The sequence below is a fragment of the Gordonia sp. (in: high G+C Gram-positive bacteria) genome, assembly GCF_012515855.1.
Taxonomy (GTDB): Bacteria; Actinomycetota; Actinomycetes; order Mycobacteriales; family Mycobacteriaceae; genus Gordonia.
The window spans coordinates 48,254-74,118 of record NZ_JAAYXO010000014.1; the positions used below are offsets into that span (position 1 = coordinate 48,254).

Consider the following 25,865-nt stretch of genomic DNA (forward strand, 5'->3'; position numbering starts at 1 on the left):
TGATCGAGTGCCGCTGCGAGCGGAGCCCGCATCGGTCTATCGAGATCGCTGGCACCGCGGGTCTCGATACCGGGCGGGTTCGCTGCGCTCACTCGCCGACTCGACCAGCAGGGGGATGCGCGCTCGGCTGCGCTCACTCGCCGGGTCGCCTTCACGTTGATCGAGTGCCGCTGCGAGCGGAGCCCGCATCGGTTTATCGAGATCGCTGGCACCGCGGGTCTCGATTGTGTGCGGGTTCGCTGCGCTCACTCGCGGACTCGACCAGCAGGGGGAGGCGCTCGGCTGCGCTCACTCGCCGACTCGACCAACTTGGGGCCGACACGACCGGCCGAGGCGCGACCACTCACAGGAAGCTGACAGCTTGTTCCCAGTCGAATCGGCGGCGGGTCCGGCAAGCTGGGCGCATGGCAACAGCTGACAAACCCGCCAAGGTGCTCGTGGTCGACGATGAAGAGAACATCCGGGAGCTGCTTTCGGTGTCGCTGAAGTTCCAGGGCTACGAGGTGGAGACGGCCGCCGACGGCCCGCGCGCCCTCGACGCCGTCCGCACTTTCAAACCCGACGTGCTTGTGCTCGACGTGATGATGCCGGGCATGGACGGCTTCGGGCTCCTGCGTCGGCTGCGGGCCGACGGCGTCGACGCGCCCGCCCTGTTCCTGTCGGCGCGCGACTCGGTGGAGGACAAGGTCAACGGACTCACCATCGGCGGCGACGACTATGTCACCAAGCCGTTCAGCCTGGAGGAAGTAGTCGCTCGCCTCGCGGTACTCCTTCGTCGCAGCGGCTTCGGTGAGGCCGAGGAGACTCCGAGTCGGATCGTCTTCTCCGACCTGGAACTCGACGAAGAGACCCACGAGGTGTTCAAAGCGGGGAAATTGGTGTCGCTGTCGCCGACCGAGTTCACCCTGCTGCGCTACTTCATGGTGAATGCCGGGACGGTGCTGTCGAAGCCCCGGATTCTCGACCACGTGTGGAGCTACGACTTCGGCGGCGACGTGAACGTGGTCGAGTCGTACGTCTCCTATCTCCGGCGCAAAGTCGACACCGGACCCAAGCAGCTGATTCACACCCTGCGCGGCGTCGGCTACGTGATGCGCGAGCCGCGCGAATGACCACCGAGCCCCCGCTCGTGCAGCAGGCCCCTCCGCCCAGTGCCCCCGGGGGGCCGCGCCGGGGCGTGCCCTTGCGGATCTCGCTGGTGGTGCTGACCGGAGTGCTGGTAGCGCTGGGGCTGGTCTTTTCCGGCTTCGCCGTGACCTCGGCGATGCGCAACGACCTGATGTCGCGCACCGACTCCGGTCTGCAGGACGCGGTCAGCGGCTGGGCACGACCGCGGGGCATGGACTCCGGGCACCGTCCCGATCCCGCAGGCCCGCGACGACCGCCGTCGCAGTACTACGTCTCCACTGAGATCCCCGGCGGCATGATGATGACGATCAGTGACTTCACCGCCCAACCCGACCTCAGCTCACTGCCGTCGGGCGACGTCGGTCCGACCACCGTCGACTCGCAGGGTCGAGGGCCCGAGTGGCGAGTGATCAAGCGCGACTCGACCAACGGCGCCACCGTCGTCGCGATCCCGCTCACCGACGTCCAGGCGACGATGAACCGCCTCATCTGGCTGCAAGTCGGGATCGGGACCGTCGTCGTGGTGGTCATCGGGGTGCTGAGTTCGCTGCTCGTGCGATCGAGCCTGCGACCGTTGCGCCGCGTCGAAGAGACCGCCCACGCCATCGCGGGCGGTGACCTGCACCAGCGGGTGCCGGAGGGCCCCGAGAATACCGAGGTCGGCAGCCTCGGCAAGTCGATCAACGTGATGCTCACCCAGATCCAGGGAGCATTCGCGGCCACGGCCCGCTCGGAGCAGCAGGCTCGCGAGTCGGAAGCCATGATGCGTCGGTTCGTCGCCGACGCATCACACGAGCTGCGAACTCCGCTCACCTCCATCAAAGGTTTCGCTGAACTGCTGTCGATGGGTGCCGCCGACCCCGACGACGCGGTCCGCCGGATCGGCTCCGAGGCCGACCGAATGAACCTGCTGGTGGAAGATCTGCTGATGCTCGCCCGGCTCGACGCCCGACGTCCGCTCAACCGCGGCGCCGTCGAGATGGTGACTCTGGCGGCCGACGCCGTCGAAGCCGCCCGCGCCGCAGCACCCGAGGCCGACCTGACCCTCGACATCCCGCCCGGCACCGGCGACCCGGTGATCAGCGGCGACCCGTCGCGCCTGACCCAGGTGATCCGCAATCTGGTCGGTAACGCGGTCGCGCATGCCGGACCCGACGCGCACATCACCGTGCGCGTGGACGCGGAGCCGCGGGAGGTCGCGGTGACGGTGGCCGACGACGGGCCCGGTATGACGGCCGACGACGCCGCCCACGTCTTCGAACGCTTCTATCGCGGCGACGACTCCCGCCATCGCGAACGGAACGGCGCGGGCAACGGGCTCGGCCTGTCGATCGTGGCCGCGCTCGTCGCGGCGCACGGCGGTCGGGTCGGCGTCGACACGGCACCGGGCCAGGGGGCGCGGTTCTGGTTCGTCCTGCCGCGGATCGACAGCGCGGGCCTTGATCCCGAAGGCTCCGGCGACTCCGGACCGGAACCGGACACGGCGCCGACCGGCGACCTAGACTGAAGGCATGCCTTCGGTTTTCACGCACATCATCAACGGAGACCTGCCGGGACGATTCGTCTGGAAGGACGGAACGGCAGTCGGATTCATGACGATCGAACCGGTGTCGCCGGGCCACGTGCTGGTGGTCCCGCGCAAGGAGATCGACCACTGGGAGCAGATCGACACCCCGACCTTCACTCACGTCACCGACGTCGCGCAGAAGATCGGCCGTGCGGTCAAGGCCGCCTACGACGCTCCCCGCATGGGTCTGCTGATCGCCGGCCTCGAGGTGCCGCACCTGCACGTCCACGTGTTCCCGGCGCATTCCCTGGAGACGTTCGACCTCACCAAGGCCGACCGCGACGTCTCCCCGGAAGCGCTCGACGAGGCTGCGGCCAAGGTTCGCGCCAGCCTGCGTGCGCTCGGCTACGCGGAGAACGTGCCGGACGCCTGAGCGATACGGAGAACTCCACGGAGAACTCCGCCGCCGGAACGACCTGACCTCTGCTCAGGCCGTCCGGTGGATCACCAAGGGCAGCACCGCTGTCGCACCCGCCTCGCGCAGTTGCGCGGCGGCCAGGGTGACGGGCCACCCGGAACTGGTCTCGTCGACGACCACGAGCACGTTGCCCGAGACCTGCGGCATCGGCCCGAGGTGGTCGCGCCAGTACGCAGCCTCGGTGGCCCCCGTTTCCTCGCGGCCGGGGCGCTGTCCGGGCTGAACGGGTAGTGCGTCGCCGTCGCGACGACCGACCTCCCGCAGCTTCTGCGCGAGGGTCGCAGCCAGCCCCCGCCCGGTGAGGTCGAGCGAGAAGATGAGGTCCGGGCGTACGCCGGACTCGCGTCCCCACCGCGCGACGACGTTGACCGCGGCATCCGCCAATTGATCGGCGACGGCGTCGCCTGCTTTCGCGGCGTCGAGGACGTCACGCCACTGCGGCGCATCGGCGAACGCGAGGATGCGGCCGGGCTCGGCCATCGCGGCGGGCGGAATGCGCCCGCGCGTTCCGAACGCACCGCCGGGCCACATCTTCCGGGGTTCGAGTGTCTCGGCATCACGTCGGAGCACGCCGCCGACGGTTCTCACCACCTCGACCTCCGGCGCTTCGGCGAGGCCGGGGGTGATCTCGCCGCGGCACACCGAGCACTGGCCGCAGTCCTGCGACCGGGGGTCGTCGAGCGACTCGGTGAGCAGCCGCATCAGGCACTTCTCGCCGCGGATGAACGACCTCATGATGTCGGCCTCGCGCCGTCGAACCGCGAGGACGCCCTCGTAATGCGGGGCGTCGTACGTCCAGGGCTTCCCGGTGACCAGCCAGCCGTCACTGGTGCGCTCCACCGCGCCGTCGACGGCCAACTGCTTGCACATCAGTTCCACGCGGCCGCGTCGAATGCCGGTCGCCGATTCGAGGCCGGGCACGGTCATCGGGCCGTCGGCGTTCGCAAGGGCCTCGAGCAGTCGGTCCATCCGCGCGGGGTCGGGGATGGTGGCCGTCGCGAAGTGTTCCCAGATGGCGTCGTCGAGTTTCGAGGCGAGCAGCATCACCACGGCCTCGTCGAGCGCACGACCGGCACGACCGACCTGCTGGTAGTACGACACCGGCGACGGCGGTGCGCCGACGTGAACCACGAAACCGAGGTCGGGTTTGTCGAAGCCCATCCCGAGCGCGGAGGTCGCGATGAGGGCTTTGACCCGGCCGGCCAGGAGCTCGTCCTCGAGGCGATGACGCTCGTCGGCGGGCAGACCGCCGGTGTACGCGGCCACCGGAAGCTCGTCGCCGTGCACCGCCCGAACGGCCTGGACCAGGCGGTCGGCGTCGGCGACGGTGAGGACGTAGACGATGCCGGAGCCCGGAAGCATCGGCAGCTCCTGCGCCACCCAGGCATAGCGCTCCAACGGATCGAGGCCGTCGATCACGTTCAGGTGCAACGACTTTCGCGCCAGTGGGCCGCGCAGCACCAGGGTCGCGTCGCCGAGTTGCGCGGCGACGTCGGCGGTCACGCGCTCGTTGGCGGTGGCGGTGGTCGCCAGCACCGACGTCTGCGGGTTCAGCGTCTGCAGGACGTCGGACACGCGGCGATAGTCGGGGCGGAAGTCGTGGCCCCAGTCGGAGATGGCGTGTGCTTCGTCGATCACCACGAGGCCGAGTCGCCCGGCGAGGGCGTCGAGGACTCGCCGACCGAAACCGGGATTCGCCAGCCGCTCGGGTGACACCAGCAGCACGTCGAGCGTGCCGTCGAGAAGGTCGTGCTCCACGGCCGACCAGTCGTCGATGTTGGCCGAGTTCACCGTCGCGGCGCGCAGGCCGCCCCGGGTGGCGGCCGCGACTTGATCGCGCATCAACGACAGCAGGGGTGAAACGATCAGCGTCGGACCGCCGCCCGCGGCCCGGATCACCGCGGTGGCCGCCCAATACACCGCGGACTTGCCCCAGCCGGTGGCCTGCACGACGAGGACCCGCGCGCCGGGCGAGGCGAGGGCGGCGACCGCCGTCTCCTGATCAGCGCGCAGGCGCGCGTCGGGCCCGGCGAGCGAGGTGATGACACCGTCGGCGATCTCGCGTTGCCGGGGATCGAGTTCACGAGTCGGTTGCTGCCTGTCGGGCTGCTGCGTGCTCATGCCGACCAATCTATCGGTGCGGTGTGACACCGGCGAACACGTTGTCCACAGCGGAACCACAATCATCCACAGGACGGTCTGCGTGGTCTACGCTTTGCCGGTGAGCATAGCGACCAGCCTCCGCCAGATGACCGGACGAGATCCGAATGAAGAGGAACGCGGCGCGAGCGACCTCGAGGTCTTCTACGACCTCGTCTTCGTGGTCGCATTCTCGATCGCCGGGGTCCAACTCGCCGAGTACCTGGCCGAGGGTCACTACCGAACGGCGATCATCGGGTACGGCATCGCGACTTTCGCGGCGGTCTGGGCGTGGATCAACTTCGCGTGGTTCTCGTCGGCGTTCGACACCGACGACTGGGTCTATCGCCTGCTGACCCTGGTGCAGATGATCGGCGTGGCGATCATCGCGATCGGCATGCCCGCGGTGTTCGAGTCGATCGACGCGGACGAGCACGTCGACATCGCGGTGGTCGTGATCGGCTACCTGGTGATGCGCGCGGCGATGATCGTCCAGTGGCTGCGGGCGGCCGCGCAGGCGCGCGAGTACCGCGCCACGGCACTCACCTACGCGCTGATGACCGCGATCGCGCAGGTGGGATGGGTGGTGGTGGCAGCGTTGCCGCTGGACCTGATGCCGACCCTCGTCGGCATCGCCGTGTGCATGGCGATCGAACTGCTGGGACCGGGAATCGCGGAGACGCGTTTCGCGTCGACCCCGTGGCATCCGGGGCACATCGTCGAACGCTATTCGACGCTGGTCGTCATCACCCTCGGCGAGGGCGTCGTCGGCACCGTCGCCGTGCTGCAGGCCATCATCGGTAACACCGGGTGGAGCGTCGAGACGGCGGCGCTCGGCCTGGCCGCGATGGGCGTCACCTTCGCGATGTGGTGGTTGTACTTCGGCCTCGACGTCGGACGTCCGTTGGCGCAGCGACCGGGCCGGTCGTTCGTGTTCGGGTACGGCAGCATGCTGATCGTGGTGAGTTGCGCCGCGGTCGGCTCGGGCATCCACCTGATCGCGCTGTGGTTGGAGAAGGAGACGGCGATCTCGGAGATCGCGGTGTACGCGGCCATCGCGATCCCGTTGACGATCTTCTGCCTGGGCACCATCGCGATGTACTACTTCCTGGCCGGCATGGACCGCCGACTGATTCCGCTGGTCTTCGCGAGCATGGTGCCACTGATCCTCGGAGCGGTGATCGCCGCGGCGGGCGCCAATCTGTTGGTCGCCGCGATGGTCGGTTGCCTGGCTCCGGTGATGGCGGTCCTGGTGGTGGAGGTCAGTGTTCGGCTCGCCGTTCCGAGAAGCAGTCGCTGAACCACCGCCCGTGAGGTGAAACCGGGTGCGGACCCACTACGCTGAACGACGTGCGCGTACTCGTGATCGGCTCGGGCGGCCGCGAACATGCCCTCCTCCTCGGACTCAAGCGTGACCCGTCGGTGACGGAACTCCACGCGGCACCAGGCAATGCCGGAACCGCGGCGTTGGCGACCAACCATGCCGTCGACGTCGCGTCGGCCGCCGCTGTGGTGGCGCTGGCGAAGGAAGTCGCCGCCGATCTGGTGGTGATCGGACCCGAGGTCCCGCTGGTCCTCGGCGTCGCCGATGCGCTGCGCGAAGCCGGAATCGACACCTTCGGGCCGGGTGCCCAGGCGGCTCAGATCGAGGGCTCCAAGGCCTTCGCCAAGGACGTCATGGCCGCCGCGGGCGTACGGACCGCGCGCGCCGAGATCGTCGACAATCCCGCCGAACTCGATGCTGCGCTCGACCGCTTCGGTCCCACTTGGGTGGTCAAGGACGACGGCCTGGCCGCGGGCAAGGGTGTCGTCGTGACCCCCGACCGCGCCGCGGCTCGCGCGCACGCCGCGGACTGTCTCGAGAACGGGCACCCGGTGCTGCTCGAGAGCTTCCTGTCCGGACCCGAGGTCTCGCTGTTCTGCCTGGTGGACGGCGACACCGTGGTACCGCTCCTGCCCGCGCAGGACCACAAGCGCGTCGGCGACGGCGACGCAGGACCCAACACCGGCGGCATGGGGGCCTACACGCCGCTGCCGTGGCTGCCGCAGCAGATGGTCGACCGCATCGTCGACGAGGTCTGCAAGCCGGTCGCAGCCGAACTGGTCAAGCGCGGCACGCCGTTCAACGGGCTGCTCTACGCCGGCCTGGCGATCGACGACGAGGGGCCGGCCGTCGTCGAGTTCAACTGCCGCTTCGGCGACCCGGAGACCCAGGGCGTCCTGGAACTCCTCCAGACCCCGCTCGGCACGGCGCTGGCGGCCACCGCCCGCGGCACCCTGGCCGATCTCCCCGCGCTGCAGTGGTACGACGGCGCCGCCGTGGTGGTCGTGCTGGCCGCCGAGAACTACCCGGGTCGGCCGCGCACCGGCGACCCGATCGCCGGTGCGGGAGGCGAGGGCGTGCTCCACGCGGGCACCGCACTGAACGAGAAGGGCGAGGTGGTCTCGTCCGGAGGCCGCGTGCTGTCGATCGTGGGTCGCGGTGCCGACCTGAAGGCCGCCCGCGCCCAGGCATATGAGCGGTTGGCCGGCGTGAAGCTGACCGGCTCGCACTTCCGCACCGACATCGGCAAGGCAGCCGAAGAAGGTCGCATCAGTCTGTAGTCACCCCGTTCGCTGACCCCGGCATCGTTCGAATGAATGACGCCGGGGTCACGCGTCTGTGGTCCCGCGCGATCTAACCCATAGGTCGGGCGAGATCACGACAGCGAAGTGTGGGAGACGAAGAATGAGGAATCAGAACGCAACGCGCGCCGTCGTCGCAGCAGCGGCCCTCGGCTTGATACTCACCGGGTGCAGCAGCCCCGGGGACGACCAGGTGGCCCAGCCGTCGTCGGAGGTGTCACAGGTGCCGCGACCGTCGACACAGGGGCGAGCTCCGACGTCGGTGGACGCACAGCCGACAGTGGCACCGCAGACGGTCACGACCGTCGAGTCCGGTCCGGCGGCGACTCCGCAGACCGAGCCGGCGCCCGAGGCGACGCCGGCGCCGGCGACCGAGTCCAAGCGGCCCGGCAGCGGCCACGGTCTCTGCTTCGATCTGAACACCAAGCTCTCGCAGGACGCAATCGCGTCGATCGGCACCGACTCGAACGGCGGCGAGTGGCGGATCGTCGGTGCGAGCAACAATCCGCTGTCCGGCGGATGCGGCCTGGACTATCTCCTCGTCAACGGCAGCGGCTTCAACGATGCGACGTACACCTCGCGCGTGCTGCTGTTCGGCAACGGGAAGTACCTGGGAACGGTTGAACCCCACGAGCTCTCGTACACGTCGATCGCCGGGTCCACGCTGAACTCGGTGACTGTTCGGTACCGCTGGCTGCGCGAGAACGACGCGTTCTGCTGCCCGCAGGGCGGCCCCACCGAAGTGACGGTGACGCTCTCCGGCGACCAGTTGATTCGCACCGGGCAGTTCCCGCCCGAGCAGTAGCTCAGCGAGCCAGGTTTCGTCCGAGGAACTCGATCTGCTCCGGCAGCACCGACCGCCAGAAGCGGTTGGTGTGCCCACCGGGCGTCGTAGAGAAGGCGGCCGGCGGATGGAGGTCGGCCGCCCATTGACGGGTGTAGGTGTAGAACTGATCGGCCATGCCGATCGAGAGCAGCACGGGAATCTTGCTGAACGCGCTCTGCTGCCCGAACAGGGAGTTCGCCTGGTAGTCGAAGTAGGAGTCGAAGGCGCGGGGCGGGAAGTTGTTGGGGTCGCCCCACATGGCGGGCGAGCTCGCCGCGATGGCCGCAACGCGCGGCGCGCCGATCAAGGCTCCGATGCGCAGGGCGCCGTAGCCGCCCATCGACCAGCCGTACAGGCCGATCCGGTCGGTGCGGAGGTTGAGTTCTTCGCTCTTGTCGAGCATCGGAATGAACTCGTCGATGATCATCGCCGCGCCGTCGGCGCCGTCGGTGCGCGCGTGGAAGTAATTGCGACCGACGTCGACGCTCGCCACCGCGAACGGAGGATTGCCTGCGTCGACGTACTGCTGGACCACGCCCTGGATGTTGAGGCCCTTGCCGAAGATGCTGCGCTCGTTGGTGTTCAGCGCGTGCGCGACGATCACCACCGGAAGCTCGCCGGTGACACCGTTGGGGCGGGACATGGCCCACTTGGTCTCCCGGCCCGCCATCTTCTGGGAGATGAAGCTGCCGGTGACGACCGGCGGGTCGTTCGGAATCTCCGGCGGGGCGGTCTCGGGCGGGAGGAGATCGTCGCCGCCGATGTTGGCCGCTTCTTCGGGGACGAGGGTCTCGGGCTGGGTGCAGGCGGCGATGCCGCCGAGTGCGGCCAGTCCCGCGACACCGCCGAGAACAGTGCGACGAGACAGTAGACGCCGCGACGTCGCCGATTCGTCGGTGGTCGTCGCGGCGCTGTTGGGAATGCGATCGCTGGAAGCCATTTCGGGACTGAAGTCTACCTGGTGTCCCCGGGCTGCCATGCCGTCTGATCGGGCGCAGTCTGCCCGATGTCGGCTAAATCACGCAGACGCGAGGCGGGGGTCGGCGCAGGTGCAGCGCTGCTCGGCGGGCACCGGGCCCATGACCTCGGCGACATGCTCACCGCAGCCGTCCCAGGTGGTCTTTCCGCAGGTTGCGCAGGTGATCGGGAAGCACATGATGTGGTCTCTTTCTGTCTGAATAGTTGGGCGGCGACCGGAGTCGGCCGGGGTTTCGTCAGCTCAGGAGGTTGTCAGCCCAGGAGTTGTCAGCCGAGGGAGTTGACGGCGGCGGTCAGCTTCGCGGTGGCCTGGTCGGCGACGGCCTGCAGTCCGGGGTTGTCGGCGACGGTCACCATCAGTTCGGGATTCATCGCCTCGACGATGCTGCGGCCGGGGTTGTCGGCATCGCTGCGGACGACGACGTTGCAGGGCAGCAGCAGCCCGATCTGGCGGTCGACGTTGACCGCGCTGTGTGCGAGCGGGGGATTGCAGGCGCCGAGGATCACGTAGTCCTCGATCTCGGCACCGATCTTCGCCTTCAGGGTGGCGGCCATGTCGATCTCGGTGAGGATTCCGAAGCCCTGCTCGGAGAGCGCGGCGCGGGTGCGCTCGATCGCTTCGGCGATGGGGGCGTCGACGGTGGTGCTGATGGCGAGGTTCATGTCGTCTCCTTTGGCGGCGAGTCAGTGGGAAATCGGGTCAAGCGAGGGTCAGGAACAGCTTCTCGAGCGTCTCGAGATCAGCGCCCTCGTTGTCTGGGTCGGCGAGGCAGTCCCGCAGGTTGGCGGTGATGATCTTGAATCCGGCGCGGTCGAGCGCGCGGGATGCGGCAGCCAACTGGGTCACGACGTCCTTGCAGTCGCGTCCGTCCTCGATCATCGCAATAACTCCGCCGAGTTGTCCCTGAACTCGGCGCAGACGATTGAGTACGGCAGTGGTTGCTGCGTCGTCGGCTTGCATGGCATCTCCCTTCGTGGGTTTCTCACCCACCCCCAACTATACCCCTAGGGGTATCTTACGTGCAGTGTCGTTTCCTGTGATCGACGTCGTGGCACTACACTTTGCAGGCGTGGGTAAACCTGCTATCAGCAATGTCCTGGCCAATCGCTACGCATCCGCGGACCTCGCGGAGATCTGGTCGCCGCGCAACAAGATCGCTCTGGAGCGTCGACTCTGGATCGCGGTCATGAAGGCGCAGCGAGACCTCGGTATCGAGGTTCCCGCCGACGCGATCGCCGACTACGAGCGAGTGGTCGACGAGATCGACCTCGACGCGATCGCCGATCGCGAGCGGATCACGCGCCACGACGTCAAGGCGCGCATCGAGGAGTTCAACGACCGCGCGGGTCACGAGCAGATCCACAAGGGCATGACCAGCCGCGACCTCACCGAGAACGTCGAGCAGCTCCAGGTACTCCTCTCGCTGGCCCACGTCCGCAATCACGGCGTCGCCACGCTCGCGCGGATCACCGAACGCGCAGCGCAGTACTCGTCGATCGTGATGGCCGGACGCAGTCACAACGTCGCCGCGCAGTCGACCACCCTCGGCAAGCGCTTCGCGTCGGCCGCCGACGAGCTCATGCTGGCGCTCACTCGCCTCGACGAGCTCATCGCCCGCTACCCCCTGCGCGGCATCAAGGGGCCGATGGGCACCAGCCAGGACATGCTCGATCTCCTCGACGGCGACGCCGACAAGCTCGCCGAGCTCGAGACCAAGATCGCCACGCACCTCGGCTTCGCCAACGCCTTCACCTCCGTGGGGCAGGTGTACCCGCGGTCGCTGGACTACGACGTCGTCTCGGCGCTGGTCCAGGTGGCGGCAGGACCGTCGTCGCTGGCGACCACCATCCGCTTGATGGCGGGCCACGAGCTGGTGACCGAAGGCTTCCAGCCCGGCCAGGTCGGCAGCTCGGCGATGCCGCACAAGATGAACACCCGCAGCTGCGAGCGCGTCAACGGCCTCGCCGTGATCCTCCGCGGCTACGCGTCGATGACGGGCGAGCTGGCCGGTGCGCAGTGGAACGAGGGTGACGTCTTCTGCTCGGTGGTCCGGCGCGTGGCGCTGCCCGACGCGTTCTTCGCCATCGACGGCCTGATGGAGACCTTCCTGACCGTGCTCGCCGAGTTCGGCGCGTACCCGGCCGTGATCGGCAACGAGCTCGACCGCTACCTGCCGTTCCTGGCCACCACCAAGGTGCTCATGGCCTCGGTGCGGGCGGGCGTCGGTCGCGAGACCGCCCACGAGGCCATCAAGGAGAACGCCGTCGCCGTCGCCCTCGCGATGCGTGAGGAGGGCCGCGAGCCGGACCTGCTCGATCGCCTGGCCGCCGACGACCGCATCCCGCTCGACCGTGCGCAGCTCGATGCGCTCATCGCCGACAAGTCGGCGTTCGTCGGCGCCGCGGAGGCACAGGTCGCGCAGGTGCTCGCCCAGGCTGCTGCGTGGACCGAGAAGTACCCCGAGGCCGCGGCGTACGCGCCGGCCCCGATTCTTTAGGAGCGTCGCTGGTTGATCACGCTGGGTCCGTCGGAGACTTCTTCGGTGTGACCAATCGATGCTGTCGGGTCGTCAAAATCTGTAATTGAGTCGCGTGAAGAACGGAACGCCATCGGTTCTGGCAATGCGGTTGTGGCGAGGCGGCTCCGACGAATTCGATCGGTATTCGGCCTTCTTCACTGGTGTCTGAATTCGGCTCTTTGCATGACTGCGCGAGCGTCGGACGGTGGATACGCTTGCAGGATCTTGCGGAGGAATGGCCTGCGCACGGCGAAATCAAAGGCGGATTGGAATGATCAGAAGGCGGATTCTGGCAGTGCTTTTGGCTGTCGGTATGGCGATTTCGCTAGGTGCATTTGGTGTCAGTGGCAAGGCGGAGGCGGCCACCTATGCTTATGTGTATATCTCCTTCCCGACCTGGATGGGGAACTGTCCGGGCGGTGGATCCGTCCGCGCTATCAATGGCAGCGTGACCGGTCAGAATACCCCCAATTCGTGGAATCTGAACGAATGGGACATGGGTGATGATCTCATTTACGCGCGCGTCGCTTTGAAGAAGCCCAATAAGGTCAGCGTGGGGGTTTGGTGCGGCAAGGCTGCGCGGTCGCGGCCGGGGATCCTAGCTCGAGCAGCTCACAGTGTGTCGAATACCATCACGCCCACGCGAGCGAATCAGACAGTCTGGGTTGGAAATCGTGGAGTTCGCTACAACTGATTCGAGCCGATCACGTTGAGGGTGTGGTGTCTGGCCACACCTCCACGCGATCCCGGTACTGAATCTCTATAGAATAGTCGGCATGCGACCCACCCTGGCCGACTATCGGCACATCGCGTCCGGCAAGGTCCGCGACATCTACGAGATCGACGACGCCACGCTGTTGCTGGTGACGTCCGACCGGATCTCTGCCTACGACTTCATCCTCGACACTCCGATCCCGGACAAGGGGCGGATCCTGACGGCCGCGAGCTTCTTCTGGTTCGACCACCTCGGGGTGCCGAATCACCTCGACGGCGGCCCCGAGGACGAGCGGATCCCGGCGGGCCTCGTCGGCCGCGCAATGGTCGTCAAGAGGCTGCCGATGGTGCAGGTGGAGTGCGTCGCGCGCGGCTACCTCACCGGATCCGGGCTCAGCGATTACAACGCCACCGGATCGGTGTGCGGCGTGGAGTTGCCCACTGGACTCGGTGAGGCGGACAAGCTGCCGGAACCGATCTTCACCCCGGCCACCAAGGCCGCGATGGGCGATCACGACGAGAACGTCAGCTTCGAGCACGTCGTCGGTGAGGTGGGCCAGGAACTCGCCACCGCCCTGCGCGAGGCCACCCTCGACATCTACGGCCGCGGCGCCGACCTCGCCGCCGAGCGCGGCATCATTCTGGCCGACACCAAGTTCGAGTTCGGGCAGGCGGCCGACGGCTCGCTGATCCTGGCCGACGAGGTGCTGACCCCGGATTCCTCGCGCTACTGGGACGCCGCGACCTACCAGCCGGGCGCGGTGCAGCCGAGCTTCGACAAGCAGATCGTCCGCAACTGGCTCACCGGTCCCGACTCGGGGTGGGACCGCAAGTCCGAGACGCAGCCGCCCGCGCTGCCGGCCGACGTCGTCGACCGGACCCGCGCCCGCTACATCGAAGCGTATGAGCGGATCTCACAGCTGAGCTTCGACGATTGGCCCGACGCATGACGGTGACTCCTCCGGTCGCCAAGAAGGTGCCTGCGCCGCGCGTCCACCACGGTGACACCTTCGTCGACCAGTACGAGTGGCTGCGCGCCAAGGACGATCCCGAGGTGATCGCCTATCTCGAGGGGCAGAACGCCTTCGTCGAGCAGCAGACCGAGCACCTGGCGCAACTCCGCACCGACATCTTCGGCGAGATCCGCTCGCGGGTCCAAGAGACCGACATGAGCGTCCCGACCCGCAGCGGCAAGTTCTGGTACTACACCCGGACCACCGAGGGATTGGCGTACGGGGTGCGGTCGCGATCGCCGATCGCGTCCGACGATGACTGGACTCCGCCCGAGGTGACGCCCGGCGTCGATCTCCCCGGTGAGCAGGTCTTCTTCGACGCCAACGCGGAGGCCGAGGGGCACGACTTCTTCAGCCTCGGTGCGCTGTCGGTGAGCCACGACGGTCAGTGGCTGGCCTACAGCATCGACCTCAAGGGCGACGAACGCTACACCCTGCGGATCAAGAACCTCACGACCGGCGAACTCCTGCCGGACACGATCGAGAACATCTCGGCGGGCGCCACCTGGTCCTTCGACGCGAAGTACGTCTTCTATCAGACCGTCGACGACGCCTGGCGTCCCGATTCGGTATGGCGTCACGAGGTGGGGTCCGCGGAGGCCGACGTCCAGGTGTTCCACGAGCCCGACGAGCGGTACTGGGTCGGCATCGGCGCGACGCAGAGCGACGAGTACCTGGTCATCGGCGTCGGTTCCAAGATCACGTCGGAGGCCTACGTTCTTCGGGCCGACGACCCCACCGGCGAGTTCGTCAGCGTCGCAGGTCGCACCGAGGGCGTCGAGTACTCGGTGGAGCACGCCCGGATCGCGGGCGACGACTGGTTCGTCATCGTGCACAACGACCAGCGCGCGGGCGGCGGGGAGAAGGCGATGGACTTCGCCGTCGACATCGTCCCCGTCGACGACTTCGCGGCCCGTCGCGAGCTGATCCCGCACCGGCCCGGGCGACGCGTGGAGGACGTCGAGTGCTTCCGCGACTACCTCGTGCTGTCGTATCGGGAGGACGCGTTGCCGCGGGTGGCGATCGCCGACCTGCGTCGCATCGACGGACTGCCGACGGTGGACGACTTCGTCGAAGTGACCTTCGATCAGGAACTCCGCTCTGCGGGCCTCGGCGCCAACGCCGAGTGGGAGACGCCCAAGCTGCGTATCGGCTACGGGAGTTACGTCGATCCGACCGAGGTCCTCGACTTGGATGTCGCGACCGGCGAGCGCACGCTGCTGCGCAGGCAGCCGGTCCTCGGCGGTTACGACCCCGCGGAGTACACCGCGGTCCGCGAATGGGCGGTCGCTGCCGACGGCACGCGCGTCCCGGTGTCGCTGGTGTTCCGTCGCGACCTGGATCGGTCCAAGCCCGCGCCGATGCTGCTCTACGGCTACGGCTCGTATGAGACCTGCCTGGACCCGGGGTTCTCGGTGGCACGGCTGTCGATGCTCGACCGCGGGATGGTGATGGCGTTCGCCCACATCCGTGGCGGCGGTGAGATGGGTCGGCTCTGGTATGAGAACGGCAAAACGCTCACCAAGAAGAACACCTTCACCGACTTCGTCGACGTCGCGCGACATCTGATCGACACCGGGTGGACGTCGCCGCAGCACCTGGTCGCCGAGGGTGGAAGTGCGGGCGGCCTGCTGATGGGCGCCGTGGTGAACCTGGCGCCGGAGCTGTTCAACGGCATCCTGGCCGCGGTGCCGTTCGTCGACGCGCTGAACTCGATCCTCGACCCGTCGTTGCCGCTGACCGTCATCGAGTGGGACGAGTGGGGCGATCCGCTGCACAACGCGGAGGTCTACGAGTACATGAAGTCGTACACGCCGTACGAGAACGTCGAGGCGAAGCCCTACCCGGCGATCCTGGCCGAGAACTCGCTGCACGACACCCGCGTGCTGTTCGTCGAGGCGGCCAAGTGGGTGGCACGCCTGCAGGAGTGCTCCACCTCCGACAATCCGATCCTGCTCAAGACTGAGATGTCCGCAGGCCACGGCGGCGTCTCCGGGCGTTACAAGCAGTGGGAGGAGACGGCCTTCGAGCTGTCGTGGATTCTCCAGCAGTCGGGCGCCCTGGGCGCCTGACCTCAGGTCGGTCGAGTGCGACCGGTCTCCAGACAAACAAAGGACGCCGCCCGATTTCTCGGGCGGCGTCCCTTGTCTGGACAGATCGACTGTCTGGACAGATCGACTGTCTGGACAGATCGACTGTCTGGACAGATCGAATCAGTGCATCGTGACGGGCACAGAATTCTCGTCGTCGCCCGCGACGACCATCTTCTTGCGGGGCAGGAAGAAGGCCGGTATCACCGTCAGCGCGACCAGTACCGTCGCGATGATGAAGGTGTTGCCGTAGGTGGACGCGATGTCGCTGATGACATCGCCGCCTGCGGCCTGGACGGCCTGCGGATTGGTGACGTCGACGCCGTTCTCCGCCATCGCCTTGCCGACCCGTTCGGGGTCGCCGCCGGCCTGCATGATGGCACGCGAGAGCGGCAGCAGCATCGTGGTGAAGATGACCGTGATGACGGCGGTGCCGATGGACGACGCGGTCTGCTGGATCGCGTTCATCAGCGTGGAGCCGTCGGGGATCTCCGAGCCGCGCAGGGTGGCGAGCGAGGCCGACATGATCGGCATCATCGTCATGCCCATGCCGAGGCCCTGGACGAACAGGGCGGCGCACAGGAACCAGTACGAGGTGTCGGTGTCGAGCGTGATGAACGCCGAGACGCCGATCGCGATGAGGACCAGACCGGCGAGCACGAATTTGCCGGGACCGATCTTGTCGGTCATCTTGCCCGCGATCGGCATGGTCAGCATGGCGCCGATGCCCTGGGGCGCCAGGAGCAGACCCGCCATCAGGGTGGTCTCGCCGCGCACGATGATGAAGTACTGCGGGTACAGCAGCGAGGCGCCGAAGAAGGCGATCGCGAACATCGACATCGTGATCACCGCGGTGCGCAACGTCGGATTGCGGAACAGCCGGAGATCCAGCAGCGGGTTGGTGGTGCGGAAAGCGTGCCAGATGAAGGCGATGATCAGGAGCGCGCCGATGATCATCGGAACGAGGACGCGGACGGCCAGGAAGGTCTGCTCTTCGGCACTCGACGAGACGCCGAACAGGAACAGGGCGAGGCCGGGGGAGAGCATGAGCAGGCCGATGACGTCGATCTTCTTGCCGGGTTCCTCATCGCCGCTGGGCAGGGCGTAGAAGGCGTAGACCAGCGCGACGACGCCGAACGGGATGTTGATCAGGAAGACCCAGTGCCACGAAGCGATCTCGATCAGCCAGCCGCCGAGGATGGGGCCCATGATGGGGCCGAGCAGCATCGGGATGCCGAGCACGGCCATGACCGAGCCGACGCGCTCGGGGCCTGCCGCGCGGGTCATGATCATCATGCCGATGGGCATGAGGAGACCGCCGCCGAAGCCCTGGATCACGCGGAACGCGACCAGCGAGCCGATGTTCCAGGCCATGGCGCAGAGCACCGAGCCGATGAGGAACAGCACGAGCGACGCCATGTAGACGCGTTTGGTTCCGAAACGGGAGGCCGCCCAGCTGGCGGCCGGAATCACCGCGGCCAGAGCCAGGGTGTAGCCGGTCATCGACCACGCGGCGCCGGCGGCGGAGGTGTCGAACTCGGTGATGAAGGTGGGCTGCGCGACTGCGACAACGGTGACGTCGAGGATCGACATGATGGCGCCGAGGACGACGACACCGGCGACGATGAAGACATCGCGTCCCAGTTTGTCTGACGCGGCTCCCGGTGGGGAGGTGGTCATGGTTTCTCTTTTCTAGAGGTAGTCAGAGACGGGCGGTGATCGGGTCTGAGATGGATTCGAGCGCCGTCGACATGGCCGACGTGAGATCGGCGCGCACATCGTCGGGAAGCTCGGCGACGATGCCCGAGACGTCGTCCGCGCGCAGCCGGAACTGCTTCTGGATGAGCTCGTATCCCTTGTCCGACAGCGAGAGGCGCTTGACCCGGCGATCGCACTCGTCCTCACGGCGGGTGACGAGTTCCCCGGCCACCAGGCGGTCGGCGCCGCGGCCGGCCGCGGCGAGCGACAGATCGACGGCTTCGGCGAGTTCGTTGACGGACAGGTCGTGGTCGCTGCGCGAGAGGACCATCAGCATCCGAAGCTGCGAGAGGGTCATGTCGGTGGCGGCCACACGATCGACGGTGTTGCAGGAGACCCGTGTCGCGACCCGGTCGAGGAATGACAACAGCGCAGCTGTGCACGCCTCGACGGAAGAGTTGGATTTCGACACCCAGAAGAAGTTACGCCCACGCAACTATTGCTGCAACGCAATAACTGGTTAGTTGCCTCACTGCCGCTTAGCATGTGGGATGTGAGTCACTCCAACATCAAAGACATCCCGGTCCGCGCTCTCGACGGCGGCGACTTCAGCCTCGCCGATCTGACCGGCCCGCTCCTCGTGGTCAACGTCGCCTCCAAGTGCGGTCTGACCCCTCAGTACTCGGGCCTCGAGCAACTTCAGAAGACCTACGGCCCCCGCGGCCTCACCGTCGTCGGCGTTCCCTGCAACCAGTTCATGGGGCAGGAGCCGGGTACGGCCGACGAGATCGCTACCTTCTGCTCCACCACCTATGGCGTCACCTTCCCGATGCTCGAGAAGGCGGACGTCAACGGCGACCACCGCCACCCGCTGTACGTCGAGCTCACCAAGAAGGCCGACGCGAACGGTGAGGCGGGCGACATCCAGTGGAACTTCGAGAAGTTCCTCGTCGCCGCGGACGGAGCCGTCGCCGAACGCTTCCGCCCCCGCACCGAACCCGACGCCCCGGAGGTCGTCTCGGCGATCGAGGCTGCGCTCGGCTGAGGGAGCATCGGCCGACCGTGCCGCAGCAGGTAGAGTGGGCGCGTAACCGTCCGACCCCGTCGGGGTGGGACATTCAAAGACCTTCGGATGAGGAGCAGTGCCCGAATGGCGCGTGTAGTGGTCGATGTGATGCCCAAGGCCGAGATTCTGGACCCGCAGGGTCAGGCGATCGTCGGTGCGCTGGGACGCTTGGGATTCGCCGGCGTCTCCGACGTCCGGCAGGGTAAGCGATTCGAGCTGGAGGTCGACGACTCGGTCGACGACGCCACCCTGCAGCGGATCGCCGAAGAACTCCTGACCAACACGGTCATCGAGAACTTCAACGTCACCCGCGTCTCGGAGTAGAGATATGACTGCTCGTATCGGAGTCATCACCTTCCCCGGCACGCTCGACGACGCCGACGCGGCCCGCGCGGTCAACGCCGCGGGCGGCGAAGCCGTCAGCCTGTGGCACGGCGACGCCGACCTCAAGGACGTCGACGCCGTGGTGGTCCCCGGCGGCTTCTCGTACGGCGACTACCTGCGGTGCGGTGCCATCGCGCGGTTCGCTCCCGTCATGGGCGAGGTCGTCGCGGCGGCCGAGCGCGGCATGCCCGTCCTCGGCATCTGCAACGGCTTCCAGATCCTCTGCGAAGCCGGCCTGCTGCCCGGCGCGCTGACCCGCAATGAGGGGCTGCACTTCATCTGCCGCGACGAGTGGCTGCGCGTGGAGTCGAACACCACCGCGTGGACCTCGCGGTACGAGGTCGGCGCCGAGATCCTGATCCCGCTGAAGTCGGGTGAGGGTCGCTACGTCGCCTCGCAGCGTCAGCTGGAAGAGCTCAAGGGCGAGGGTCGCATCGCCTTCACCTACGCCGGCGGCAACCCGAACGGTTCCGCTCTCGACATCGCGGGAATCTCCAGCGCCAACGGTCGCGTGGTCGGCCTCATGCCGCACCCGGAGCACGCGATCGGCGCGCTCACCGGTCCGAGCGACGACGGCCTCGGGCTGTTCTACTCGGCACTGGACGCGGTGCTCGCATCAGTCTGATGACGGCGAAGACTTCGGCAACGGCGGCGGGGCTCGGTGAGTTCATCGACGCCTCGCCGTCGCCGTTTCACGTCTGCGCGACGGTAGCCGCAGCCCTCGACGCCGCGGGTTACTCGCGGTTGTCGGAGACGGATTCGTGGGCCGACTTCTCCGTAGCCATCGGGCGTCACTATGTGGTCCGCGGCGGCTCGCTCATCGCCTGGAACGCCGAGGCGGCCAGCGCGCGCCCGAAGCCTGGCATTCCGCGCTTCCGGATCGTCGGCGGTCACACCGACAGTCCCAACCTGCGCGTGAAGCAGAACCCCGACCGAACCAGTGCCGGTCTCGCGACGGTCGCGCTGGAACCGTACGGCGGCGCCTGGCTCAATTCGTGGCTCGACCGCGATCTCGGGCTGTCGGGCCGCCTGGCCTACGACGACCAGGGGCGCGTGGCCCACATGCTGGTCAACATCGACGAGCCCATCCTGCGCGTGCCGCAGCTGGCCATTCATCTGTCCGAGGATCGCAAGGGCGTCAGCCTCGACCCGCAGCGTCACGTCGACGCGATCCGCGGCGTCGGCGAGGCGCAGCCGCTGCTCGCTTACGTCGCCGAGCGGGCGGGCATCGACCCGGACGAGGTGCTCGGCTGGGAGCTGATGACGCACGACGTGGCGCCGTCGGCCGTCATCGGCGCTGACCGCGACCTGCTCAGCGCGCCCCGACTCGACAATCAGGGGACGTGCTACGCGGGTCTGCGGGCGCTGCTCGACGCCGAGCCGACGGACGCCGTCGCGATGCTCGCGCTGTTCGACCACGAAGAGGTCGGCTCCGGCTCCGAGCGCGGAGCGTCGTCGGACTTCCTCGTGACGGTGTGCGAGCGGATCGTCGCCGCGACCGGCGGTGGCCGCGACGACTTCCTGCGCGCGATGGCCGCCAGTGTCTGCGTGTCCGGCGACATGGCGCACGCGACGCACCCGAACTATCCGGACCGGCACGAGCCGTCGCATCGCATCGTGGTGAACGGCGGCCCGGTGCTCAAGGTGAACCAGAATCTGCGCTACGCCTCCGACGCGATCGGCGAGGCGGAGTTCGCGCTCGCCTGCCGCGACGCGGATGTACCGCTGCAGCGGTACATCCACCGCGCCGACCTGCCGTGCGGGTCGACCATCGGCCCGCTGACCGCCACCCGCACCGGCCTGCTGACCGTCGACGTCGGTGCACCCCAGCTCGCGATGCACAGCTGCCGCGAACTGATGGGCGTCGACGACGTGCCGATGTACTCGGCCGCACTCGCGGCCTTCCTTCGCAGATAGCGCTCAGCTGAGCGCGGCCGCGATCACCTCGGCGAACGGCGTGCCCGGAGTGCCGCGCAGGTCGGCCAGGGCGGTCGACGTGGAGTCGAGCGCGCCGTTACCCGCGCCGGCGTCGGAGTCGGCGAGCACTGCCGCGAACGCGGCCGGGACGCCGGCGTCGACGAGTGCCGCGGTGTAATCGGCCTCGGCCAGATCCTGGTACGCGACAGGCCGGCCGCTGACCTCGGCGAAAGTCGCGGCGATGTCCGCGTAACTCAGGTGCTCGCTGCCCGCGAGCTCGAACACCGAGCCCGCGGATGCGGTCAGCAGTGCCGCGGCTGCGGCGTCGGCGTAGTCGGCCCGCGCTGCGGGCGCCACCACACCGTTGCCTGCGCTGCCTGCGAAGACGCCGGTCGCGACCGCGGGCGCCAGTGACTCGGCGTAGTTCTCGGAGTACCAGCCGTTCCGCAGGAGGACGGTGGGGATCTCGCTGTCGGCGAGCAACTGTTCGGTGGCGCGATGCTCTCGAGCCAGCGCGAGCGGCGAGCGGTCTGCCCGCAGAATGCTGGTGTAGGCGATCAGGCCGACGCCCGCGGCCTTGGCCGCGTCGATCACGTTCGTGTGCTGGGGGAGGCGCTGCCCGACCTCGGAGCCGGAGACCAGCAGCAGTTTGTCGACGCCGCTCAGGGCCGCGCGGAGCGCAGTGGGGTCCGCGTAGTCGGCCACTCGGACGTCGACGCCCGCGTCGACCAGTGCGCCGGCCTTCGCTCGGTCGCGCACCACGGCCACGATGTCGGCCGGAGCGACGCCCCGGGCGATCAGGGCGGTCACGGCTGCTCCGCCGAGGCCGCCGGTCGCCCCTGTCACCGCATACGTCGTCATGTTCTTTCCCTTCGTCGATGCGGTCGACCCGCGGCCGCTTGATGCCTCGTAGTGAGGTTCCTAAACATCATGCACTTACTAAAAGTAATGTGCAATGGTGGCGGTAAGCACAGTGGTAGGAGGGGAGTACAGTGGGCGTTATGTCAGAAGAGCAGTTGCGGGACGGGTTCGACCCCGCATCCGTCGACCCCACCTTGGAGGCCGACGTCTTCTCCCGTCACTGCTCGTCGCGCGAAGTGCTGCAGAACGTCACCAGTCGGTGGGGGCTGCTGGCACTGGTGGCGCTGCTCGACGGCGAACTTCGCTTCAATGCGCTCCGGCGCCGGGTAGACGGCGTGAGCGAGCGGATGCTGTCGGTGACGCTCCAGTCGCTGGAACGCGACGGATACGTGCATCGCGAGATGCTGCAGGCCATCCCCCCGCGAGTGGAGTATTCGCTCACCGAGATGGGTCGAGAAGTCGCGCCGCGACTGGCCGAGCTCATCGATTTGGTGGAAGGCCAACTCCCCGTCGTCGAAGAGCTTCGCGAGGAGTTCGACGCCCGCTGACGGGCACAGTCCGCGACCTGCGAGGGACGTCGCTCAGTTGGCCCCGAGCTTGCTCAGCGTGGACCCCTGGCGCAGGACGATCTGACCGTCGACGTCCTCGGCGGTGCCCAGCAGGGTGCGGGTCCAGCGCAGCTGTCCGGTGTTGATGTCGTACGCGGTCAGCTGGTTGGGATTGGCGAAGACGGCGACGTCGTCCGACGCGCCGAGACAGGTGGCGGCGTCGAGGTTCGCATCGGGCTGGTCGAGTGCCGGCGGCGGCATGGAGCCTCGGCGCGTCCCGTCGGACAGGGTGAAGAACACGCGCGAGCGGTCCTTGCGGGCCACCGAGATCACCGTGCCGCAGGGACGGGCATTGGCCTTCGACAGTTCCGGGTCGGCGATGTTCCACAGGGCCTCGCCGGTGCCGGGGTCGATGATCTCGTAGCGGCCGGCGCCCGCCAGTGACGAGCCCTCGCCGGCCGGGGCGATCACCGGGTAGGTCGACGGTCCGCGGACTACGCGGGCCCTGTCGGCCCTACCCGACGGCTCCTCAACGACGCTCGAGGTGGTGAAGGGATAGAACTCGACTGATTCGCTGCCGCTCTTGGTCGTCGTCACGGTGAGTCCGGTGGCGAACTCGTCGACGGTGCACTGCGCGCAGGCGACCCGGTCGGAGCCCGTCCGCGGATCGACGACGAAGCTCGCGCCGTCGGAGGTCTCGATGATCAGGGCGCTGCGGGCCGACCGGACTTTCGCGGCGCCGGCGAAGGTGCGACTCCACAGGGTCTTGCCTGCGGCCGACCGCATGCTGACCTGGTAACCCGACTGGTTCACGTGGACGAAGTTGGGGCCGAGGCCGAGCACCGTCGCCGTCTCGCCGCCGTCGGCGGTCCGGGTCAGGTCCCCGCTGTCGCGGTCGGCGAGATAGAAGCCGTTCTCCGGGCCGCTGATCCGGAGCCGGACCGCGCATCCGATCTGACGCTGGTCGTTGATGCTGCAGTCGCCGAAGCCCGCGTTGATCGGGGCGTCCCACTGCGGACGCCCGGACCGGGAATCGATCAGCATGAAGCTGCGTTTGATGCCCGCGCTGTACGCCACCAGCCAGTCGGTGCCGTCGGTGGCAGTGACCGAGATGGAGCCGTTGCCGCCCGCGCCGGGAAGTGAGGTCTCGTCGAGCGTCCACGCCTCCGTCGGCTCGGACGAATAGGTCTCGATCACGCCGAGCGCTGCCGAGCCGGTTCGCTCGTCCGGGGTGCCCGACAGGACGATGCCCGCGGTGATGACCAGCGCGAGGGACCCGAAGGCGGCGACGGCGGCCATCCCGAACGGTCGGCGGTTGGTGGAGGCGCGGAACGACATGTGATCAGTCAATCACGGCTCTTGACCAGCGTTCGCTCAGGGCGTACAGGGTCGGGAACATTGCCCTTGAGCGCGGCGTTATCAACCGTAGAACCCCGTCGCAGACCAGGGCCCTCGCCCGAGGCTGGGCGTAACCGCAGCGACTACTTCCGCGACCACTACAGTGGAGGTAGGGCTGGTCGCCAAGTTCGTCACAGATGTGGCAGCGGCCGGGGCGCAAGCTATAGAGGGAGAACAATGTTCGAACGGTTCACCGACCGCGCACGCCGGGTTGTCGTCCTGGCGCAGGAAGAAGCGCGGATGCTCAACCACAACTACATCGGTACCGAGCACATCCTCCTGGGCCTGATCCACGAGGGTGAAGGAGTCGCCGCCAAGGCGCTCGAGTCGCTCGGCATCTCGTTGGAGGCGGTCCGCAGTCAGGTGGAGGAGATCATCGGTCAGGGCCAGCAGGCCCCGTCCGGTCACATCCCCTTCACCCCGCGTGCCAAGAAGGTGCTTGAGCTCAGCCTGCGCGAAGCGCTGCAGCTGGGCCACAACTACATCGGCACCGAGCACATCCTGCTCGGCCTGATCCGCGAGGGCGAAGGCGTCGCAGCTCAGGTGCTGGTGAAGCTGGGCGCCGACCTGAACAAGGTCCGCCAGCAGGTCATCCAGCTGTTGTCCGGCTACCAGGGCAAGGAGCCCGCCGAGGCGGGCACCGGCGCGCGCTCGTCCGATTCGGGCACGCCGTCGACCTCCCTGGTCCTGGATCAGTTCGGTCGCAACCTGACCACGGCCGCGAGCGAGGGCAAACTCGACCCCGTCATCGGCCGTGAGAAGGAAGTCGAGCGGATCATGCAGGTCCTCTCGCGCCGCACCAAGAATAACCCGGTGCTGATCGGCGAGCCCGGCGTCGGCAAGACCGCCGTCGTCGAGGGCCTGGCGCAGGCGATCGTCGCGGGCGACGTCCCGGAGACGCTCAAGGACAAGCAGCTCTACACCCTCGACCTCGGGTCGCTGGTGGCAGGCAGCCGCTACCGCGGTGACTTCGAAGAGCGCCTCAAGAAGGTCCTCAAGGAGATCAACACCCGAGGCGACATCATCCTGTTCATCGACGAGCTGCATCAGCTGGTCGGTGCGGGTGCCGCCGAGGGCGCGATCGACGCCGCCAGCATCCTGAAGCCGAAGCTGGCTCGCGGCGAGTTGCAGACGATCGGCGCCACCACGCTCGACGAGTACCGCAAGTACATCGAGAAGGACGCCGCTCTGGAGCGCCGCTTCCAGCAGGTCTACGTCGGGGAGCCGTCGGTGGCCCACACCATCGAGATCCTCAAGGGCCTCCGCGACCGTTACGAGCAGCACCACAAGGTGTCGATCACCGACGGTGCCCTCGCTGCGGCGGCCACCCTGGCGGACCGCTACATCAACGACCGCTTCCTGCCCGACAAGGCCATCGACCTCATCGACGAGGCCGGTGCCCGCATGCGCATCCGTCGGATGACCGCCCCGCCAGACCTGCGCGAGTTCGACGATCGCATCGCCGACGCGCGCAAGGAGAAGGAGTCGGCGATCGACGCGCAGGACTTCGAGAAGGCGGCCAGCCTCCGCGACAAGGAGAAGCAGCTGGTCGGCGAGCGCGCCGAGCGTGAGAAGCAGTGGCGCGCCGGTGACCTCGACGTCGTGGCCGAGGTCGACGACGAGCAGATCGCCGAGGTCCTGGGCAACTGGACCGGCATCCCGGTCTTCAAGCTCACCGAGGAGGAGACCACCCGTCTGCTCCGCATGGAGGACGAGCTCCACAAGCGGATCATCGGTCAGCGCGACGCCGTGTCCGCGGTCTCGCGTGCCATCCGTCGTACGCGTGCCGGGCTCAAGGACCCGAAGCGTCCCTCGGGCTCGTTCATCTTCGCCGGGCCGTCGGGCGTCGGTAAGACCGAGCTGTCGAAGGCGCTCGCGAACTTCCTGTTCGGCGAGGACGACGCACTCATCCAGATCGACATGGGCGAGTTCCACGACCGCTTCACCGCGTCGCGTCTGTTCGGTGCCCCTCCCGG

The 25,865-nt window shown here is 67.8% G+C and carries 25 protein-coding genes; 16 read left to right on the plus strand and 9 right to left on the minus strand.

What is annotated here, in order from left to right; all coding sequences use genetic code 11:
• The first annotated feature begins 404 nt into the window (after positions 1-404).
• From GX543_RS00930 to GX543_RS00940, 3 genes are read left to right on the plus strand one after another with little or no spacing between them, the layout of a single operon-like run.
• The gene (locus tag GX543_RS00930) at positions 405-1,112 is read left to right on the plus strand and encodes a response regulator transcription factor (protein WP_290849188.1); all 708 of its coding nucleotides are present in this window, start codon (positions 405-407) and stop codon (positions 1,110-1,112) included.
• Positions 1,109-2,635, plus strand: a complete 1,527-nt coding sequence (locus GX543_RS00935) for a HAMP domain-containing sensor histidine kinase (RefSeq protein ID WP_290849189.1) — start codon at positions 1,109-1,111, stop codon at positions 2,633-2,635. The genes GX543_RS00930 and GX543_RS00935 overlap by 4 nt, the downstream gene beginning before the upstream one ends.
• A 4-nt stretch (positions 2,636-2,639) precedes the next feature.
• Positions 2,640-3,068, plus strand: a complete 429-nt coding sequence (locus GX543_RS00940) for an HIT family protein (RefSeq protein ID WP_290849190.1) — start codon at positions 2,640-2,642, stop codon at positions 3,066-3,068.
• A gap of 54 nt (positions 3,069-3,122) precedes the next feature.
• Here GX543_RS00940 and GX543_RS00945 read toward each other — a convergent pair whose 3' ends face one another.
• The gene (locus tag GX543_RS00945; RefSeq protein WP_290849192.1) at positions 3,123-5,234 is read right to left on the minus strand and encodes a DEAD/DEAH box helicase; all 2,112 of its coding nucleotides are present in this window, start codon (positions 5,232-5,234) and stop codon (positions 3,123-3,125) included.
• 127 nt (positions 5,235-5,361) lie between these two features.
• Here GX543_RS00945 and GX543_RS00950 point away from each other — a divergent pair, with 127 nt between their 5' ends.
• The 3 genes from GX543_RS00950 (at position 5,362) to GX543_RS00960 (ending at position 8,682) form a co-directional block, all read left to right on the plus strand.
• Positions 5,362-6,552: a low temperature requirement protein A gene (locus tag GX543_RS00950; RefSeq protein ID WP_290849193.1), complete on the plus strand. Its 1,191-nt coding sequence runs from the start codon at positions 5,362-5,364 to the stop codon at positions 6,550-6,552.
• 50 nt (positions 6,553-6,602) lie between these two features.
• Positions 6,603-7,856 (plus strand): phosphoribosylamine--glycine ligase, encoded by a 1,254-nt coding sequence (purD, locus tag GX543_RS00955; RefSeq protein ID WP_290849194.1) that lies wholly within the window; start codon positions 6,603-6,605, stop codon positions 7,854-7,856.
• A 124-nt stretch (positions 7,857-7,980) separates the two neighbouring features.
• Positions 7,981-8,682: an LppP/LprE family lipoprotein gene (locus GX543_RS00960; protein WP_290849196.1), complete on the plus strand. Its 702-nt coding sequence runs from the start codon at positions 7,981-7,983 to the stop codon at positions 8,680-8,682.
• 1 nt (position 8,683) lies between these two features.
• Here GX543_RS00960 and GX543_RS00965 read toward each other — a convergent pair whose 3' ends face one another.
• The 4 genes from GX543_RS00965 to GX543_RS00980 all read right to left on the minus strand — a co-directional run bounded on the left by GX543_RS00965 (position 8,684) and on the right by GX543_RS00980 (position 10,642).
• Entirely contained in the window at positions 8,684-9,643 is a 960-nt protein-coding gene (locus GX543_RS00965; RefSeq protein ID WP_290849198.1) for an alpha/beta hydrolase-fold protein, read from the minus strand.
• Positions 9,644-9,721: 78 nt separating this feature from the next.
• On the minus strand, positions 9,722-9,859 hold the full coding sequence (locus GX543_RS00970; protein ID WP_290849200.1) for a hypothetical protein: 138 nt from the start codon (positions 9,857-9,859) through the stop codon (positions 9,722-9,724).
• Positions 9,860-9,948: 89 nt separating this feature from the next.
• The gene (locus GX543_RS00975; protein ID WP_290849201.1) at positions 9,949-10,344 is read right to left on the minus strand and encodes a DUF302 domain-containing protein; all 396 of its coding nucleotides are present in this window, start codon (positions 10,342-10,344) and stop codon (positions 9,949-9,951) included.
• 37 nt (positions 10,345-10,381) lie between these two features.
• A complete protein-coding gene (locus tag GX543_RS00980; protein WP_290849202.1) occupies positions 10,382-10,642 on the minus strand; it encodes a metal-sensitive transcriptional regulator in 261 nt (86 codons plus the stop codon).
• A gap of 109 nt (positions 10,643-10,751) precedes the next feature.
• Between GX543_RS00980 and purB the strand changes: the two genes are divergently transcribed.
• From purB to GX543_RS01000, 4 genes are all read left to right on the plus strand, one after another.
• Positions 10,752-12,179 (plus strand): adenylosuccinate lyase, encoded by a 1,428-nt coding sequence (gene purB, locus GX543_RS00985; RefSeq protein ID WP_290849203.1) that lies wholly within the window; start codon positions 10,752-10,754, stop codon positions 12,177-12,179.
• A gap of 316 nt (positions 12,180-12,495) precedes the next feature.
• Positions 12,496-12,894, plus strand: a complete 399-nt coding sequence (locus GX543_RS00990; protein ID WP_290849204.1) for a hypothetical protein — start codon at positions 12,496-12,498, stop codon at positions 12,892-12,894.
• Between the two features lie 82 nt (positions 12,895-12,976).
• Positions 12,977-13,864, plus strand: a complete 888-nt coding sequence (locus tag GX543_RS00995) for a phosphoribosylaminoimidazolesuccinocarboxamide synthase (RefSeq protein WP_290849206.1) — start codon at positions 12,977-12,979, stop codon at positions 13,862-13,864.
• Positions 13,861-15,999, plus strand: a complete 2,139-nt coding sequence (locus GX543_RS01000; protein WP_290849208.1) for a S9 family peptidase — start codon at positions 13,861-13,863, stop codon at positions 15,997-15,999. The genes GX543_RS00995 and GX543_RS01000 overlap by 4 nt, the downstream gene beginning before the upstream one ends.
• Before the next feature lie 141 nt (positions 16,000-16,140).
• On the opposite strand, the gene GX543_RS01005 is transcribed toward GX543_RS01000, so the two are convergent.
• Both GX543_RS01005 and GX543_RS01010 read right to left on the minus strand, forming a co-directional pair.
• Positions 16,141-17,697, minus strand: coding sequence for a DHA2 family efflux MFS transporter permease subunit (locus GX543_RS01005; protein ID WP_290849210.1), 1,557 nt, complete (start codon positions 17,695-17,697; stop codon positions 16,141-16,143).
• Between the two features lie 22 nt (positions 17,698-17,719).
• Positions 17,720-18,187 (minus strand): MarR family transcriptional regulator, encoded by a 468-nt coding sequence (locus GX543_RS01010; protein WP_290849211.1) that lies wholly within the window; start codon positions 18,185-18,187, stop codon positions 17,720-17,722.
• Between the two features lie 72 nt (positions 18,188-18,259).
• On the opposite strand from GX543_RS01010, the gene GX543_RS01015 reads away from it, so the two are divergent.
• The 4 genes from GX543_RS01015 (at position 18,260) to GX543_RS01030 (ending at position 21,082) form a co-directional block, all read left to right on the plus strand.
• On the plus strand, positions 18,260-18,760 hold the full coding sequence (locus tag GX543_RS01015) for a glutathione peroxidase (protein WP_290849213.1): 501 nt from the start codon (positions 18,260-18,262) through the stop codon (positions 18,758-18,760).
• A 105-nt stretch (positions 18,761-18,865) separates the two neighbouring features.
• On the plus strand, positions 18,866-19,105 hold the full coding sequence (gene purS, locus GX543_RS01020; protein WP_290849215.1) for a phosphoribosylformylglycinamidine synthase subunit PurS: 240 nt from the start codon (positions 18,866-18,868) through the stop codon (positions 19,103-19,105).
• Between the two features lie 4 nt (positions 19,106-19,109).
• Complete coding sequence (gene purQ / locus GX543_RS01025; protein WP_290849217.1) at positions 19,110-19,790, plus strand: phosphoribosylformylglycinamidine synthase subunit PurQ; 681 nt, start codon at positions 19,110-19,112, stop codon at positions 19,788-19,790.
• A complete protein-coding gene (locus GX543_RS01030; RefSeq protein WP_290849218.1) occupies positions 19,790-21,082 on the plus strand; it encodes a M18 family aminopeptidase in 1,293 nt (430 codons plus the stop codon). Before purQ ends, GX543_RS01030 begins: the two co-directional genes overlap by 1 nt.
• Positions 21,083-21,085: 3 nt before the next feature.
• Here the strand turns inward: GX543_RS01030 and GX543_RS01035 are convergent, their stop codons facing one another.
• Entirely contained in the window at positions 21,086-21,943 is an 858-nt protein-coding gene (locus GX543_RS01035; RefSeq protein WP_290849220.1) for an NmrA family NAD(P)-binding protein, read from the minus strand.
• 140 nt (positions 21,944-22,083) lie between these two features.
• Here GX543_RS01035 and GX543_RS01040 point away from each other — a divergent pair, with 140 nt between their 5' ends.
• Complete coding sequence (locus GX543_RS01040; protein ID WP_290849221.1) at positions 22,084-22,491, plus strand: helix-turn-helix domain-containing protein; 408 nt, start codon at positions 22,084-22,086, stop codon at positions 22,489-22,491.
• A 33-nt stretch (positions 22,492-22,524) separates the two neighbouring features.
• On the opposite strand, the gene GX543_RS01045 is transcribed toward GX543_RS01040, so the two are convergent.
• Complete coding sequence (locus tag GX543_RS01045) at positions 22,525-23,829, minus strand: PQQ-binding-like beta-propeller repeat protein (RefSeq protein WP_290849223.1); 1,305 nt, start codon at positions 23,827-23,829, stop codon at positions 22,525-22,527.
• 237 nt (positions 23,830-24,066) lie between these two features.
• Here GX543_RS01045 and GX543_RS01050 point away from each other — a divergent pair.
• Positions 24,067-25,865, plus strand: a 1,799-nt coding sequence (locus GX543_RS01050; RefSeq protein WP_290849225.1) for an ATP-dependent Clp protease ATP-binding subunit, incomplete at its 3' end; no start/stop codon positions are given.